The sequence below is a fragment of the Oceaniferula spumae genome (assembly GCF_042849255.1).
Taxonomy (GTDB): domain Bacteria; phylum Verrucomicrobiota; class Verrucomicrobiia; order Verrucomicrobiales; family Akkermansiaceae; genus Oceaniferula; species Oceaniferula spumae.
In genome coordinates, this window is record NZ_AP026866.1 from 62,427 (window position 1) to 78,190 (window position 15,764).

The window sequence follows — 15,764 nt, forward strand, 5'->3', positions numbered from 1 at the left end:
TCATCAAAATGTAACTAAAAGTAAAGTTAAATGTTATCTTTATATGTTTACATTTGGGTGATATCTGGCTTTTTGGAAACAGCAACACAGTGCATGTAAATGATGAACGACATAAATAATAACAAATGGACCCGATTGAAAGTAGCCGGTCTCGGCGAGCTCCTCTGGGACATTTTTCCGCATGGTAAGCGTCTGGGTGGTGCGCCAACCAATTTTGCCTGCCACTGTCAGCAGCTTGGTGCTCAAGCCTATCCGATCAGTAGCGTGGGGATGGATGAGTTAGGTGTGGAAGCTACCGCTGAACTCAATGAACTGGGCGTGGATGTTAGCTACGTGCAAGTGAACAAGGAATTCCCCACCGGCCGCGTTCTGGTGGATCTGGATGAAACCGGAAAACCTGAATATGACATTTTGGAAAACATGGCCTGGGATCATTTGCAATACACGGATGCATTGGATTCCCTCGCTCGCTCCATCGATGCCGTTTGTTTCGGCGTGCTGGCTCAACGCAGTGAGAAAACACGAAACACGATTCAGGATTTCCTGCTTCAAACTCCCAGTACTGCGTTGAAAATTCTCGATGTCAATTTACGTGCCCCTTATTTCACCAAAGAGCTCGTGGAGAGTTCGCTCAAAATAGCCAATGTGGTCAAACTAAGCGATGAGGAGCTTCCTGTTCTGGCTGAATATTTTTCTCTGAGCGGCGAGGTCGACCAACAGCTGAAGTCACTGCGGAAAATGTTCGCTCTTAAGCACGTGGCTTACACCCGAGGGGCTGACGGCAGCGTCTTGGTCACTCAAGATGGCGCGCTGGAAACACGCGGCGTCAAGGTGACTCCGGTCGATTCCGTAGGAGCGGGGGACTCGTTCACCGCAGCCATGTGCATCGGTTTGCTGCGAGGCATGCCACTGGCGGAAGTGAACAAGTTTGCCAATCGAGTCGCCGCCTTTGTCTGTTCCAACGCCGGAGCAGCTCCCGTTTTACCCGCATCCTTGAAAGTCATCTAACCCAACCAAGAACATCGATATGAACCAGAACCCTAGTTTCGAACAATTACAGCAGGTCAGCGAGGAGCAGCTGCCAGTCGCTAAACACAAGCTGCACGGATGGACTCATTTCATGGGTCTTTATGCTGGGGAACACGTCGCGGCCACGGAGTTTGTCATCGGAGCCACCTTTGTGGCACTCGGTGCTAAGACGATGGATATTCTGGTAGGTCTCTTGATCGGTAATATTCTGGCGATTCTCAGCTGGACGCTGATCACATCACCGATAGCGACTCAGACTAGGCTTAGTCTTTATACTTATCTCAATAAAATCGCAGGCGATTCGATGACGAAGCTCTACAACTGGGCGAACGTGGTCATTTTCACAGTCATCTCAGCCGCCATGATCACGGTGTCGTGCACGGCGGTTAGATTCCTATTTAAAATACCCGCCCAGCTGAACTGGTACCCCACCAATGCCTGGTTTGTGTTAGTGGTTCTGTTAGTGGGTGCCATCGTGGTGTTTGTGGCGATGTATGGATTTAATGCGGTATCTGAGTTTTCAGGAATTTGCGGACCGTGGCTGTTTGTCATGTTCGGTGCCGGTGCTCTGGTGATGCTGCCTGCTCTTTCGGAGGCTGTTCTCGGACGCACCATGTTGCAGGGATTTGGCGACTTTATCACGATCGGCGATGCGTCGATTTGGACGGGAGTCAATGCCGCGGGGGAACCGGGGATCGGACTGCTTGAGGTGATCGGTTTTGCCTGGGCTGCGAATACGATTACTCATGTGGGGCTGATTGATATGGCATTGCTGCGCTATGCGAAGAGGCCGATCTACGGTCTCTGCACCAGCTCCGGTATGCTTTTCGGCCACTTCATCGCTTGGATCGCCGCCGGTATCATGGGCGCAGGTGCAGCGGTGTTATTGAAGCAGTCGATCATAACTCTGGACCCCGGTGATGTTGCCTACCACGCTCTTGGCTTGTCAGGATTCGTCATCGTGATCGTCGCAGGATGGACCACCGCAAATGCGAACCTCTACCGTGCTGGACTTGCCGCTCAGGCAATTTTCACCAAGCACTCTCGCAAGAAAACTACTCTCGTCGTCGGCATGGTGACCGTGGTGGTGGCTTGTTTCCCATTCGTCTTCACCAAGATGCTGCCGCTGCTGACCTACGCCGGGCTGTTAGTGGTGCCGGTCGGTGCGATTGTTTTTACCGAGCACGTTATTTTCCCACGCATCGGACTTACTCGTTACTGGGCAAAATATAAAAAGCTGACCCACAGCACCCCAGCTGTGGCCGCATGGGGAATAGGTCTGGTGTTCGGCTTCGGTCTGAATGCGCTGGATGTGATGTCCTTTTACTACCTATTCATTCCGACATGGTTTGTCACTGCGATAGCCTACACGCTGTTAGCGAAAAAGCATGGAGCCGCCGTGTCTTATCCAAGCGAGGAAGCTGCCATGAAGGAGTATGATCGCACCGTTGAGGCCTTTCAGGAACACCAAGCTGAAATTGCTCCTGCGCCGATCGTCGACCGCTCTACTCTGTCACAAGCTCTTCACTGGATCGCACGTGCCAGCCTCACCATCACCCTGATTCTGGCATTGATCACCATGTTTGGCAGCTCAGACATGTCGGCCTATGTGGAGAATCGCGAGCGCTTTTACCTCTTCGGATTTATCTGCACCCTCGTCTATTTCATCACCGCCTACTGGGCACTGCGTCGCAAGAAAGCCATCCAAGGATAACCCCTCAACCTAACATTTAGAACCATGAAAGAACCGATCCGTCTCAATCAGCGCAACCTTTCGCGCTTACCTGAATCGCTCACGCTGCCTACCTACGACAGGAGCACGCTCACTGCCGGCATCGTGCATATCGGCGTGGGGGGCTTCCACCGTTCTCACGAAGCTTACTACACAGATGAACTCATGCAGCAGACCGGTCAAACGCATTGGGGCATCTGCGGCGTGGGCCTGCGTGATGCCGACCGAAAGATCGCCGATATTCTGAAACGCCAGGACTATCTCTACACCCTGATTGTGAAGCATCCTGACGGGAAAATCGAAAACCGAGTGATCGGTTCGTTGACAGACTTCATGTTAGGCTGCGATGACCCTGGTGCCGTGATCGACAAGATGGCGAGCGAGACCACCAAGATTGTTTCACTCACCATCACCGAGGGAGGTTATAATTTCAACCCCTCCACCGGTCAGTTCGATTTCAAAAATCCGGATGTGAAACACGATCTGGCCAACCCTCTCAGCCCCAGAACGGTCTTCGGCTACCTCACCGAAGCGCTGAGAAGACGTCGCGCTGCAGGCGGTCCGGCATTCACCGTGCAGTCCTGTGATAACATCCAGCACAACGGCGACATGACCCGGAAGATGCTGCTCTCCTTTGTGGGAAAACAGGACCCCGATCTGGCGGACTGGATTGAACAGAATGTGCAGTTTCCCAACGCCATGGTCGATCGAATCACACCAGTGACCACTCCGGCGGACATTGAATACCTCGAACACGAGATCGGAATCAAAGACGAATGGCCCGTGACTTGTGAACCATTCTGCCAGTGGGTGATCGAGGACAGGTTCTCAGACGATCGACCTGAGTGGGAAAAGGTGGGGGCGCAATTTGTGCCCGACGTCACACCCTATGAAAAAATGAAAATCCGTCTGCTCAATGCCGGTCACTCGGTTCTGGGGCTGTTAGGATCGGTTCATGGCTACGGAACGATCGATGAATGTGTTTCCGACCCATTGTTTGCCACCTATCTACGCCGCTTCATGGATTTCGAAGCGACTCCAGTGTTAGGCACGGTGGAGGGGATAGATCTTGATGAATACAAGGACTCGTTGATCGATCGCTTTGGGAATCCTAACATCAAAGATAACCTGGCGCGCATCTGCCTGGAAAGTTCATCGAAGCTACCCAAGTTCCTGATCCCCACCATCACGGAAAACCTGGAGCAGGGCGGCAGCATCGAATACGCCACCTTAGTCATCGTCGCCTGGTGTTATTACTCGGACAAGGGCGTTAGCAAGGACGGCCACAAGCTGGAAATCACCGATGAGATGAAAGCGGAACTGCACAAAGCCGCCGCCGGAACCAAGCAGGACAGTCTGTCATTTCTCAAGCTCAAACCTGTCTTCGGAGATCTCGCACGCAATAAGATTTTCACCGCCGAATACGAACGCGTGGTGAAGGAGCTGTATGAAAACCCCGATGTCGCCCAGCTGATGCAGGCGCTGCTTTTCGGGCGGGAGTAAACAACAACAGTTCACGACATCCCTGGCACCACTGTGCCCAAAATGATTCAAAAACCGACAAACCAACACACAACGAACCATGAAAAAACTAAGAGTATCTGTCATGATGGCGCTCACGGGCATCGCCGTGGCTGACGAGACAACACCTTTAGCCGCTCCACTGACGACTAGCGCAGCCACCACCGAGATCGATGGCTTTAACTCCGGTGACTACCTCACTGGCGACTGGGGAGGGCTCCGTCCCGACCTCATCGACAAGGGCATCACTCCATTCCTCTACTATGATGCAATCTTCGGAGCGAATGTGTCAGGCGGCATTCAAAAAGATCAACAATTCGCCGGTCAGGTCTACGCAGGCGTGGATCTCGATCTTGAAAATCTGCTAGGCTGGGAGGGGACTACGATGAAAATTTCGACGGTGAATCGTCACGGAAATACCATCAGCAGTTCCGTAGGGGGCATCTATGATCCAATGACTATCTACGGTGGTCAGGTAACTTACCTCTATCAGCTTTTCCTTGAGAAGAAGTTCAGTGAGCAGTGGTCGTTGAAACTCGGTCGTGTCTCCGCAGACACTGATTTTGCCAAATCCTCGCTCTACGGTTACTCCCTTAGCACCGCGATCAATGGACCAATCCGTGCCACATTGTTAGAGAACTCCATCACCTCTTTCCCATACGCCGTCTGGGGTGGTCGCTTGAAATACAACCACAACGATGAGCACCAGTTCCAGCTAGGTGTCTATCAGACTGGCCCGGACCAGTGGGACTTCACCAATCACGGCACGGATTTCAGCTTTCGCGATGAAGACGGAGTTTCCGTCCTCCTGCAATACGATTGGACACCGCAGATCTGCGGTCGTGACGCCCGCATCTTCGTGGGTGCAATCAATTCCTTCCGCGACTTCAATAACTTCAACGGCGGAACCACCGACTTCCTGTTCCGCGCCTACGCTCACGCAGAAGTAGAAGTGGCAGACGGTCTGAAAGTCTTCGGTGTAGCCAGTTACTCAGACGAGGACAAAGTGGCCAAAACCCCACTCCAGATCAGTGCCGGCCTGAACTACAAAGGCATGCTGCCCGGATGTGAAGAAGACCACACCTTTGCCTTCGTCACCTATGGCCAGCTCAGCGATGAATATGGTGCGTCCATCGGCGAGAACGTCACCCACGAGATGGTTTACGAAGTCGGACACCGCTTCCAGCTCACACCATCCTGTTACATTCAGCCATCCGTTCAGTATATCCAGAATCCGGGGGGAACTGGTAACGTGGACGATGCTGTGGTGCTAGGTGCATGGTTTGGACTCAAGTTCTAAATCACACATAGCATCATTTAGAGCCGCAGGGATTACCCTGCGGTTCTTTCTGTTTTACGAGACGTATGAGCAGCCTAACATGACAGCTGTCTCATGGAGTCGTTTATCACGCGTCCAGAGTTGGAAATCCGAAATAAGAGAGGAGGCCAGCAAATGCGCATCAATGTAACCAATGCCTCTGCCCATCAATTGGCGAGACTCGATGAGTTCCCTAACTTCTCGTTCAAGGCAAGCGGCAGCAACGGGAAGAGAATCAAGATCCTTCAGTGTTGAAGTTCTGGCAGGAAGATTGCCACATGAGAGTTCACCGAGGATGAACGGATGCATTGCAATCTGACCTCCGGAAAGAAGCTGGCAAAATTGTGCGTTGCTCTTTCTGAAATGGTGAATCCAGATTGAAGTATCGGCGATGATCATGGCTTCGATCGGCGACGAGGGATCGATTTCATATCCGGTGCTGTTCCGCCCAACTTAGCGAGCCTCTTGCCGCTTTCTCTAGCGATGAGAGCATTAAGCGCCTCACGGATCAGTTTGCCTTTTTCACTGATGCCTGTGAGCTTACTAGCCTCTTCAAATAGAGGCGTGTCGATGGTTAAAGTGGTGCGCATAATGATGCTAATATGCATCAAAAATGGTGTAAGTCAAGAATGTGGCGAAGGGCTGACATACAGCATTTGCGAAAGAGACTCTATGTATGCTGCGCTGACTATTGAAAATAGGCACCTGAACCGCTGGCTGAAGCGTCTGACGGGTCGACAACTTAACACGAAAGAGCCGCAGGAGATCCTGCGGCTCTTTTGTTATCTGTTAGTAAGCCCCCTGCGAGTAGGTCAGCTCGTAGCTGTGGGTGTAGATTTCGAATACTAGGCCGAAGGGGTCTTCGACGTAGACCATTTTGAAGGGTTTTTCGTCTGGGTAGTATTCTCGGATCGGCATGCGTTGCTTGCCGCCGTGGGCGATGATTTTTTCCACCAGTTCCTCGATGTTAGGGTCCTGCACGCAGAAGTGGAAGGTGCCGGTTTTCCAGTATTCGAACTCGGCTGGCTTTTCGTTGTTCTTGAACTCGAACATCTCGATGCCGATTTTATCTCCGGTGGAGACGTGGGCGATTCGGAACGAACCCCAGCCGGTGCCGAAGACATCAATGCACATCTTGCCAATCGCCGTATCGGATTCCTCCTTCACCACGGTGGGTTTCATGATGGTGTACCAGCCCATGACCTCTTCATAAAAGGCGACGGCTTGGTCGAGGTCTGGCACGGAGATTCCGATGTGGGAGAATGTTTTTGGATAGGTCATTATTGTTGGTTTGTGTTAGTGAGTTGTTAGTTCGGTTGGTTGGATTCGAATCGGGCGATGAGCTGCTCTAGTGCAGTTCTGTCGAGGTTCCAGACGCCGTGGAATGGGTGGTCGAGGTCATCGATGATTTGGCTCAGGAGGTGGATGGCCATGGCGAGGGTGGTGGTCATCAGCAGGTGCACGTAAAGGTTCATCACTGGCATCAGCAAGAAGCCGGCCGAAAGTACCACACCCATGAAAATAAGTAAGATTCTGAGTCTCAGCGGAAGCTTTTGATTGGCCAAGGAGATCCGCAGGGTTCTTTGGACCGCGATTTCAGAGGATTGGTCAATCAGGGCGGCATAAACGACGCCGTCTGTATGCGATGGCTCGATGCTGTTTTTGATCGAGCGCATGATGGCATAGAGCTCGTCCGAGGTGTCCGAATCCACCATGCCCTCCTCACTGCCCATGGCCGCCCATTCCTCGTCGCGCACGGACTTGAGATAATCGATCAAAGCCTCGCGGATGCAGGAGTGGGAGCTTTTTCCCTCATCGCCGAGATAGACGAGGTAGTCACGCAGGCTCTCGATCGCGTTCAGCTCCGCTTCAATGGTGTTAGAGAGTGAGCCGTAGCGACCGAGAACTTCGACGAGCAGAAAACCGGCAACGATCGCGTAGATGACACCAAACACGGTGAAGTATCCGCCCCACACACCGACGTCGTTTTCCATGTCTTCGTATTGAAGGTAATGTCGCGCGAGCCATGTCAGACCGGCAGTGACAAGGCCTGTCAGCAGAATGGGGATCAGTGAGGTTCCTGTGGGTTTGGCTTTCATGCTTTCTAATGAGAGGTGACGCTTTCTCGCCAATGACGCAGCTTCTAACGTGAACTGTCAATCAGCTATTCGACAGGACCACGCGGTATCTGGCCTCACCGGATTTCATGTGCTCGAGGGCCTCGTTGATTTTGTCCATCGGATAGCTTTCCACCATGGGTTTGATGTCGTGCAGTTTGGCAAATTCCAGCATGCTCTCGATGGTGGCGGGGCTTCCGACAGGCGAGCCGGAGATGGATCGCTGGCCGCTGATGAGGGGGAAGACGGCGAGGTCCAGTGGCTCCAGGGTGGCACCTACGAAGTGGAGTCGGCCCTTGGGTTTGAGGGTGCTGACGTAGGTGTTCCAATCGAGTTTCACGTTCACAGTGGAGATGATAAAATCAAAGGAGCCCTCTGCGGCTTCGATCTCTTTTTCATCGCGTGAATTGAGAGTTTTGTGCGCGCCGAGTTCCAGAGCTTCTTTTTTCTTCGACTCACTGGAAGTAAAGGCGGTGACTTCGCAGCCCCAGGCATTGAGAAACTGCAACGCGATATGGCCGAGTCCGCCGATGCCAATGACGGCGACTTTGTCGGTGGATTTGACATCGAACTGCACCAGAGGATTGAAAACGGTGATGCCGGCACAGAGCAGGGGACCGGTGGATTCCAAATCCATGCCCTCGGGGATGACGACCACACTGGTCGCGTCTGCCCTCACTTTATCGGCGAAACCACCGTGGTGCTCGATGATGGTTCCCTGGGCATCGGCACAGAGGTTTTGGTCGCCATTTTTACACGGGTGGCAGTGGCCACAATAGCCACTGTGCCAGCCGACACCGACCACAGTGCCTGTTTCCAAATCCTGCACATTGCTACCGGTGGCCGATACTTTTCCTACGACTTCATGGCCGCCGACCAGAGGGTATTTAGACAGCCCCCACTCATTCTCGATCATGCTGACATCGCTATGGCAGATACCGCAGTGGAGGACGTCGATTTCGACTTCGTCAGCTCCGAGTTCTGAAACTTCGTAGCTGTATGGTTCTAATTTTCCACCGGCTTCAAGGGCGGCGTAGGCGTTGATCTTTGTGGTTTTACTCATAGTGATCATCTTTAATAGACGAGCATCATTGAGAACGCAAAAAAGAATCCTGTCTAAATAGGGTAGGCAGTCTGTTAGTCCCTTGAGCCGAATCGACGCGGGCGGAACTTCACCCAGCTCAAGACAACAGCCAATCCAAACAAAGTGTATCCGACGACGAACACCCAATCCGGAACTTGGTAGAATAGCACTTTGTGAAGCCAGTGGGCAATGAATGTTCCCTTGTACGTCAAGTCCCCAGCTTGCTCACGCAGGTGCATCTCTAATGTGGTGAGCGGGCAGATGATGCCCATCCACACCTGAACCACCACCAAACCGATCGCTGCTAGATGTGCGTAGCGGAACCATGGATTACGAATCCACCGCCAACCTGAGACCCCACCTAAAAGAATCATAATCAACCCAAAGACGACAAATAGGACGAAGGCAACGTGCGTGATCAACACGATATCGGCCAAAATTCGGTAGGTAGCGGAGTCCATTTGTTAGCAGAGCTATTGAGCCCGAAATCCCGTGGCCAAGGTCTTTTCGTTGACTCAGGGCTTGGCGCTTTGCCCGCCGTCAGGTGAGACTTGCAGGTCAGGGGCGGGTTGCTTGGTGGCATCTTGTGCACGCTTTTGTTTTTCTCGCAACGCCTTGTTAAACTCGATGGATGCCTCGTGATTGCGTTTCAACTTTTGAACTTCGTCCTGACGCTTGGCTCTGGACAATTCCATTCCTCGATCACGAACGCCATCGAACTGCTTTCCGATCGGGTATGACGAAAGGTTGTAGGTGCGATAGTATCCTCCGTCATCTACTCCTACCGCAAAATCGTGATGGATGTAGTGTCTTGCCAAATCGTCTTTACGTATTTTGATAATGATGAAGCCAGCAGTCTGTGGCTGGCCAAGATCGTCCAGCGGTGGGCTGAGAGGAATGATGCTGGTGATATACTTAGGAATGGGCTTGTAGCTCGCTGTGATCAAGGGCCTGAAATCCAGCTGATCATCCTTGAGTGCGTGGGATGCGGTGATGAGCCAGTATTTTTTCATTCCCTTGTGGAACGGAACAACGACGGTGACGATCTCCGGTTGTTTCTTATCACTGTATAGCCAAGGTTGGAAATCTGCCTGAGCTCTCCCAGCATCCGGCGTCATGATCACAAATTGTGAATAGATAGCCGCGGCGGGCTGAGTGCCCGTTATAACGCAGAGGAATAGAAGGCCGATGAATTTCATGGTTGGCAAAGGCTGTGATGTGCACACAGGGAGAAATCGGCGAGATGGGCAGTTTGCCGTCCGTTAGACGTTCGCCAGCACGCCACTGGAGTCACCAACTCTGCGCGCCTTGACGTTCATGCGTTCTAACATGGCGAGGTAGAGGTTGGTCATTGGGGTGCCTTCCTTTGCCCGATGATGGCGGCCGGGGTTCAATGTTCCGCCACCTTTACCTGCTAGGATGAGAGGGAGATCAGTATGGTTGTGGCGGTTGCCATCACCAATGCCTGAACCGTAGACAATCATAGTGTTGTCTAACAAGTTGCCATTGCCTTCTTTGATTCCTTTGAGACCGGCGAGGAAGCGGGCATATTCTTCCAGATAGAACTGATCAATTTTGGCAATCTTTTCGAGGTTGGACCGGTTACCTTTGTGGTGAGAAATGGAGTGGTGTCCATCGGAGACACCGATTTCATTGAAGGAGCGGTTAGAACCATCGTGGGCAAGAAGGAATGTGCAGACCCGGGTGGAGTCGGTTTGAAATGCGAGACTCATCAGCTGGTACATCAGCCGGATGTGTTCGCGGTAACTTGCAGGGATACCGTTGGGTTTTTTGGCATCCGGGAATTGATCGCGGAAGTTTTCGTGCCTGCTGATGCGCGTTTCAACTTCGCGGACGGCTGTCATGTATTCATCGAGTTTGGCACGATCTGAGGCGTCGACTTTTTTATTCAGTCGCTTGGCATCTTCTAACACAAAATCCAGAACGCTCTGATGGCGTGCTCGGCGTTTGGCATCTTCCTTGGAGTCGCCTGAGCCGAAAAGGCGCTCGAAGACAGCGCGCGGATTCCGCTCGGATGGCATCGGTGTGCTAGCACTGCGCCAAGAGAGATTGAACTGGTAGGCGCATGAGTAACCGGAGTCACAACGTCCGGATTTCCGAGGAGGATCCGTGCTCAATTCCAGTGACGGAAGACGGGTTTGGTGGCCGATCTGTTGGGCGGCAATCTGATCGACAGAGACTCCGACATGGATGTCATCGCCTGCGGTTTTCCTCGCCTGACAGCCAGTGAGGTAGGTGGCATTGGCGCGAGCATGGTCGCCAGCACCGTCGCCATTGGGTTTGGCTTTATCGTGATCGAGGCCGCCGATGATTTGAAAACTGTCGCGTAATTTTTCCAGCGGTTTCATCGATGCCGCCATTTGGTAGTTCGCACCCATCCCTTTAGGCATCCAATGTTTCAAGTTCACGCCGTTAGGTGCGTAGACGAAGGCCATGCGGACGGGGGCTGCATTCGAGGCTGCTTTGGCTGCCTGAAGTGATTCGAACTGTGGGATGGCGAGGGTGGCGCCAAGTCCTTTGATAAATGTTCTGCGTTGCATGGTTTGTTTTATTTAGGATTTCGAATGACGGGTTTCGATGTTCCAGCTCATTGTCTCTGACGTTGAAATGGCACGCTGTGAATGATGCTTTTGATGAGAGTATGGGCAGTATAATCTTTTTTCTGGAGTTCTGACAGGACTTTATCGATGTGCAGCCGATCCTGACGTCCAACTCCTCGCCCGAGAGCGTAGGTCATCATCTTGATTGTGATGCAGCGGAGGAACTCATCTCGCTTGCCATTGAGTAAGACCAACCGGAGTGACTCGGCATTTTCCAGAGCTTCACCTGTGACCAGTTTTCCAGAGGCGTCGATGGTCCGGCCATTATCAAATTCTCTCCAGCGCCCGATGCCATTGTAGTTTTCAAAAGCGAGGCCGACCGGATCCATGAGGTTATGGCATCCGGCGCATTCTGCTTTCTTACGGTGCATTTCAAGCTGCTCCCGCACCGTCGTGTTATTACCCTCGCCGTGAGCTTCCTCGAGCGACGGCAAGTTCGGTGGCGGTGGTGGGGGAGTGATATCGAGAATGTTCTCCAGCACGAACTTACCTCGTAGAACCGGTGACGTTCTGTTAGGTTGTGATGTGATCGTGAGAATGGATGCGTGGGTGAGAATGCCGCGACGTTGAGTGCCTTTGATTTGAACCCGACGGAAATTCTGACCTTTGACATCCGGGATTTCATAGAGGTCTGCGAGACGTTCATTGATAAAGCTGTAGTCGGCATCAAGGAAGTCGAGCAGACTGCGATTTCCCCGCAAAATGTAATTAGCCAGAGTCTCGGTCTCCGTGCGCATATCGTCGGCGAGAGCACGGTTGAACTTTCGGAAATGCTCTTGGTCAGGAGTGATGGCATCCAGATCGCGAAGCTGTAGCCACTGGCCGGCAAAGTGATTGACCATTTCACGGGAGCGGTTGTCCTCCAACATGCGGGTGATCTGACTGTCTAAATTTTTTCGCAGTGTCCCAGTATCTGCTAGAGCTAACAGTTCATCGTCCGGCATGGTGCTCCAGAGGAAATAGGAGAGTCGGCTGGCAAGGGCGTGTTCACTGATGGCGCTCGTTTTCCCGGAGTGTTTGGAGATCGCGGTATCTGGTGCGATGAATAAGAAGGAGGGGGAAACTAACATCGCAGAAATGGCCGACTTGATACCTGATTCCAAGGACTTGTCAGCTCGGCCAATTTTATCGACTAACACAAGGTAGCGGTCGATTTCTTCTCCGGATACCGGTCGGCGGAAAGCACGATTGGCAAAGCGGGTGAGCACGGCTTTGGCATATGACCGGTTGTCTTGGTCACCCTTGCGGTGGATGAAGATTCGGCGATGACTGGAGGGCTTCTGGCGTTTGACCCCGAGAGGCCCCTCCAAGCGGATCTGGTGGATCATCAGATTGCGGTCTCGGCGTTGTGGATTTTTGCTGTTAGGATCGTAAAAGTCGTTAGGGAAGGTGAGGCCGATATCATGCTTACCAGACTTGAGCTCAAACTCGGTCGTGAAGACTTTTTCATCGCCTAACGAGTTTTTGACTTCGAAGTGAGCGATGTGTTTTTTCCGATAATGCACGTCAAGGAAAGCTGGTTCATGACCTGCCTGACTGGCGGACGCGGTGATCACCAAACGGTATTTCCCAGCCTTTTCAATTTTCGGGGCGACGGCTGCTGTGCCACGAGTGAAGAGATAGATACCGCTGTCACTTTTTCTGCCGTCACCTGAGATGTGGCGGTTTGTAATAGGTATACGATACGGTTTCATCGGTCCGACGACGATCGCCTTATCGAGAGCTTTCTCTGCTGCTTGCAAATACTTCTCAATGTGCGCTGGGGAGATGCTCAGAGCGCTGCCGTTGTTATCAAAACCGTAACCAGAATCATCGGGCGGAAGGAGTGAGATGAGATCAGTATCAATGCCTAACAAATCATCGATGGTGTTCTGATACTCGATTCGGTTCATGCGCCGCATCACTACGTGACCAGGGTCCGTCTGATCGGCAGGGAAGACGGCGTTGTTGATCCAGGCCGTCAGTTTCTCACGCTCTTTTTTCTCCGGCTGCTCCTCCTCCGGTGGTGGCATCAGATGGTAATCCACCCTGGCGATGATATGCTCCCAGACTTTGGGGTCTTTCCTCATACTGGCGAGGTTCGGGTATTCGTCCAGGTCGAGCTTCCCTTTGCTCATGCCATCGCCGTGGCAATCGTAGCAGTAGTGCTCGAGCATGGGCTTGATGTCTTTTTCCCATTGAGCCATTAGCTCAGTTTCGTTGGGTTTCGGCTGAACGACGACCTTTTCGGCCACCTCGGGCCGATCCGTCAGGAATGGCAAAATCATCCAGCCGGCGGTCACCCCGAGGGCAATCGTCGCGATACTGAGCCAGGTGGTGCTTTTCGCCAAAAACATCATTCAAAACCCATACGCCGGTTGTGACGCGGGCATTTCAACGAAAGGTATTTATATATTCTACTAAAGCCAAGCAGTGGCTTCAGGGGGAGCTATACGTATTCCGTCGGCTCAATATAGCCGAGGTCGCTAACAAATGCATCCATGGAATTCAGCGTGATCTCAAAGTGAGTGGCACTGACGTTGAAGTTGAAAAAGCTATGGTTGGCCGCTTCGAAATCGATCAGTTCGCAGCGGTTCTTTTTCCGTTTCATCATCTTGGTAAACTTCGCCACGTGCTCGTGAGGAACGATGGTGTCAGACTTGCCGTGGAGAAAGAGGCTGGGAGCCAAGCCCTTGCGCACGTTGTTAGATGGGCTGAGGGTGGTGGCGGTTTTGGTATCGGGGAAGCGCTCGCTTTCGATGCCTTTGCGTGTGGTGTTGACCAGAGCACTGAGTGCAATCACCGCCTGAGGGCGCGGGCTGAAGCCGTCGATTTCCATGACATCCGGTTGCATGGCCAGTGAGAGAGCCATGTGAGCACCAGAGGCAGCACCAACGGCGACAATGCGCTTAGGGTCCACACCCAGGCTGGCATGGTTGTGACGCATCCAGAGCATCGCCATCTGTGCATCTTCAAGTGCGTCCACGGGGGTGGCGTTATGTTTTGGTCCCACCCGGTATTCCACGGTGACGGCCACCATGCCGCGGCTGGCGAAGTGCATACAGTGAGGCGCGAACTGAGTCGGCATACTGACGTCCCAGAGGCCACCATGGAAAAAGACGATCGCAGGTTTTGGCTCCGCGTTCACATGGTTCGGCGGATTGAAACAATATGCGTTCAGCTGGTATCCGTTTTCTACTTGATAGACATGTGCACGCGCATCCTTGAGGAGCTCGCGCTCGCGCTGTTCGATCAGAGGGGTGGTGGAATTTCCAGACTGGGGCAAGGCGTTCATAACGATCGTAGCTTTCACTCGCATCAACCGCCCAATTCAGTCATGGCGGAAAGGAGTGCTAAGAAAAGATTTGCCCTTGTCTGGATTTATTGTCCAATGGAAAGCGTGAAACGAATGCAATTAATTCTCTTGACCTCAGTCGCCCTGCTTTCCCTCGGAAGTGGACCACAGCTTTCGGCTCAGACCCCTGCAGCCACTCAGGCAGCAGCTCTCGGCAAGAATCTGCAGGATGTTTATCTCTACTGGAGAAATGCCATGATGACTAAAAATTATGCATCATGGAAACAGGCGACCGCATCCCACCGCAAGATTTCCCTGCAAAACCGCATCCTCTCCGAGAAAGGTCAGTTTCCCGTCGATATCTTTAAAACACCCACACCGCCACCGGCCTTGACCGGTCTGAAGATGCTGCGTGCTCGTAGCAAAGGCGCGACCGCGAAGCTGGTGTATTTTGGCAAAGTGGATTTTGGCGTAGGTGGAAATCCTACCAATAACCTGCTGGTGCTGAATTTTGTCCTCGAAGGACGAGGCTGGAAATATGACAACGCTGAGTTTGTCAATCTGAGCGGTCTGAAGGAGGTGCGTCAGCAGATCGAGGCAGGAAAAATGGACTACGTCGACGGCGAAGCATTCATCCCGGATGGAGTGAAACCCATCCAGCCCATCGTCGTCCGTCCGGCGAAATATATCACCAAAGTCTACGCATTCTGCCCAGGCCGTGAGGTGCAGGTCTCGGTGAACAATATCAGCAAACACCGCTTCCAAGATACCCAACAAGCCGAGGTCGTCATCGGTGGCGGTCGGGATGGAATGAACGATATCTGGTTCTCCATCAAGGATCTTCCCGACTACAAGGGCGATGATCCATTGACTCTCCGGGTCTATGTTTTCTCCCAAGTCAATGGCGTGCAACCCGTGAAAGTGTTCCAATACCAAACCAAAAAGGGGGAGAAACCTAAATCCACTTCGAGCGAGCGTTTCATGATCGATGCCGCCACTGCAGCCAAGGTCTTGGGCCGGAAATAGCGGTGGATTGTCGGCAATGACGCTGCTTTGTCGCATATCGGC

15 protein-coding genes are annotated in these 15,764 nt (G+C 52.6%); 5 read left to right on the forward strand and 10 right to left on the reverse strand.

The window, feature by feature from the left end; translation table 11 throughout:
- The first annotated feature begins 99 nt into the window (after positions 1 to 99).
- The 4 genes from ACSPJT_RS00300 to ACSPJT_RS00315 all read left to right on the forward strand — a co-directional run bounded on the left by ACSPJT_RS00300 (position 100) and on the right by ACSPJT_RS00315 (position 5,582).
- Complete coding sequence (locus ACSPJT_RS00300; RefSeq protein WP_435894377.1) at positions 100 to 1,008, forward strand: carbohydrate kinase family protein; 909 nt, start codon at positions 100 to 102, stop codon at positions 1,006 to 1,008.
- Positions 1,009 to 1,027: 19 nt separating this feature from the next.
- On the forward strand, positions 1,028 to 2,743 hold the full coding sequence (locus ACSPJT_RS00305; RefSeq protein WP_435894378.1) for a purine-cytosine permease family protein: 1,716 nt from the start codon (positions 1,028 to 1,030) through the stop codon (positions 2,741 to 2,743).
- 24 nt (positions 2,744 to 2,767) lie between these two features.
- Positions 2,768 to 4,264 carry a mannitol dehydrogenase family protein gene (locus ACSPJT_RS00310; protein ID WP_435894379.1) on the forward strand — a complete coding sequence of 499 codons (1,497 nt, stop codon included), beginning with the start codon at positions 2,768 to 2,770 and terminating at the stop codon, positions 4,262 to 4,264.
- 79 nt (positions 4,265 to 4,343) lie between these two features.
- Positions 4,344 to 5,582, forward strand: a complete 1,239-nt coding sequence (locus ACSPJT_RS00315; protein WP_435894380.1) for a carbohydrate porin — start codon at positions 4,344 to 4,346, stop codon at positions 5,580 to 5,582.
- 54 nt (positions 5,583 to 5,636) lie between these two features.
- Here ACSPJT_RS00315 and ACSPJT_RS00320 read toward each other — a convergent pair whose 3' ends face one another.
- The 10 genes from ACSPJT_RS00320 to ACSPJT_RS00365 all read right to left on the reverse strand — a co-directional run bounded on the left by ACSPJT_RS00320 (position 5,637) and on the right by ACSPJT_RS00365 (position 14,696).
- Complete coding sequence (locus ACSPJT_RS00320) at positions 5,637 to 5,999, reverse strand: type II toxin-antitoxin system VapC family toxin (protein ID WP_435894381.1); 363 nt, start codon at positions 5,997 to 5,999, stop codon at positions 5,637 to 5,639.
- Complete coding sequence (locus ACSPJT_RS00325) at positions 5,996 to 6,190, reverse strand: type II toxin-antitoxin system VapB family antitoxin (protein WP_435894382.1); 195 nt, start codon at positions 6,188 to 6,190, stop codon at positions 5,996 to 5,998. The genes ACSPJT_RS00320 and ACSPJT_RS00325 overlap by 4 nt, the downstream gene beginning before the upstream one ends.
- 199 nt (positions 6,191 to 6,389) lie before the next feature.
- A complete protein-coding gene (locus ACSPJT_RS00330; RefSeq protein WP_435894383.1) occupies positions 6,390 to 6,881 on the reverse strand; it encodes a lactoylglutathione lyase family protein in 492 nt (163 codons plus the stop codon).
- A 26-nt stretch (positions 6,882 to 6,907) separates the two neighbouring features.
- Positions 6,908 to 7,699, reverse strand: coding sequence for a DUF4239 domain-containing protein (locus ACSPJT_RS00335; RefSeq protein ID WP_435894384.1), 792 nt, complete (start codon positions 7,697 to 7,699; stop codon positions 6,908 to 6,910).
- Positions 7,700 to 7,760: 61 nt separating this feature from the next.
- The gene (gene ahr, locus ACSPJT_RS00340) at positions 7,761 to 8,780 is read right to left on the reverse strand and encodes an NADPH-dependent aldehyde reductase Ahr (protein WP_435894385.1); all 1,020 of its coding nucleotides are present in this window, start codon (positions 8,778 to 8,780) and stop codon (positions 7,761 to 7,763) included.
- A gap of 74 nt (positions 8,781 to 8,854) precedes the next feature.
- Entirely contained in the window at positions 8,855 to 9,262 is a 408-nt protein-coding gene (locus ACSPJT_RS00345; protein ID WP_435894386.1) for a DUF2784 domain-containing protein, read from the reverse strand.
- Positions 9,263 to 9,316: 54 nt separating this feature from the next.
- On the reverse strand, positions 9,317 to 10,000 hold the full coding sequence (locus ACSPJT_RS00350) for a hypothetical protein (protein ID WP_435894387.1): 684 nt from the start codon (positions 9,998 to 10,000) through the stop codon (positions 9,317 to 9,319).
- A 63-nt stretch (positions 10,001 to 10,063) separates the two neighbouring features.
- Positions 10,064 to 11,362: a DUF1552 domain-containing protein gene (locus ACSPJT_RS00355; protein WP_435894388.1), complete on the reverse strand. Its 1,299-nt coding sequence runs from the start codon at positions 11,360 to 11,362 to the stop codon at positions 10,064 to 10,066.
- A gap of 47 nt (positions 11,363 to 11,409) precedes the next feature.
- On the reverse strand, positions 11,410 to 13,752 hold the full coding sequence (locus ACSPJT_RS00360; RefSeq protein WP_435894389.1) for a DUF1592 domain-containing protein: 2,343 nt from the start codon (positions 13,750 to 13,752) through the stop codon (positions 11,410 to 11,412).
- Between the two features lie 98 nt (positions 13,753 to 13,850).
- The gene (locus tag ACSPJT_RS00365; protein ID WP_435894390.1) at positions 13,851 to 14,696 is read right to left on the reverse strand and encodes an alpha/beta hydrolase; all 846 of its coding nucleotides are present in this window, start codon (positions 14,694 to 14,696) and stop codon (positions 13,851 to 13,853) included.
- Positions 14,697 to 14,810: 114 nt separating this feature from the next.
- Here ACSPJT_RS00365 and ACSPJT_RS00370 point away from each other — a divergent pair, with 114 nt between their 5' ends.
- On the forward strand, positions 14,811 to 15,722 hold the full coding sequence (locus ACSPJT_RS00370; protein ID WP_435894391.1) for a hypothetical protein: 912 nt from the start codon (positions 14,811 to 14,813) through the stop codon (positions 15,720 to 15,722).
- Positions 15,723 to 15,764: the final 42 nt, after the last annotated feature.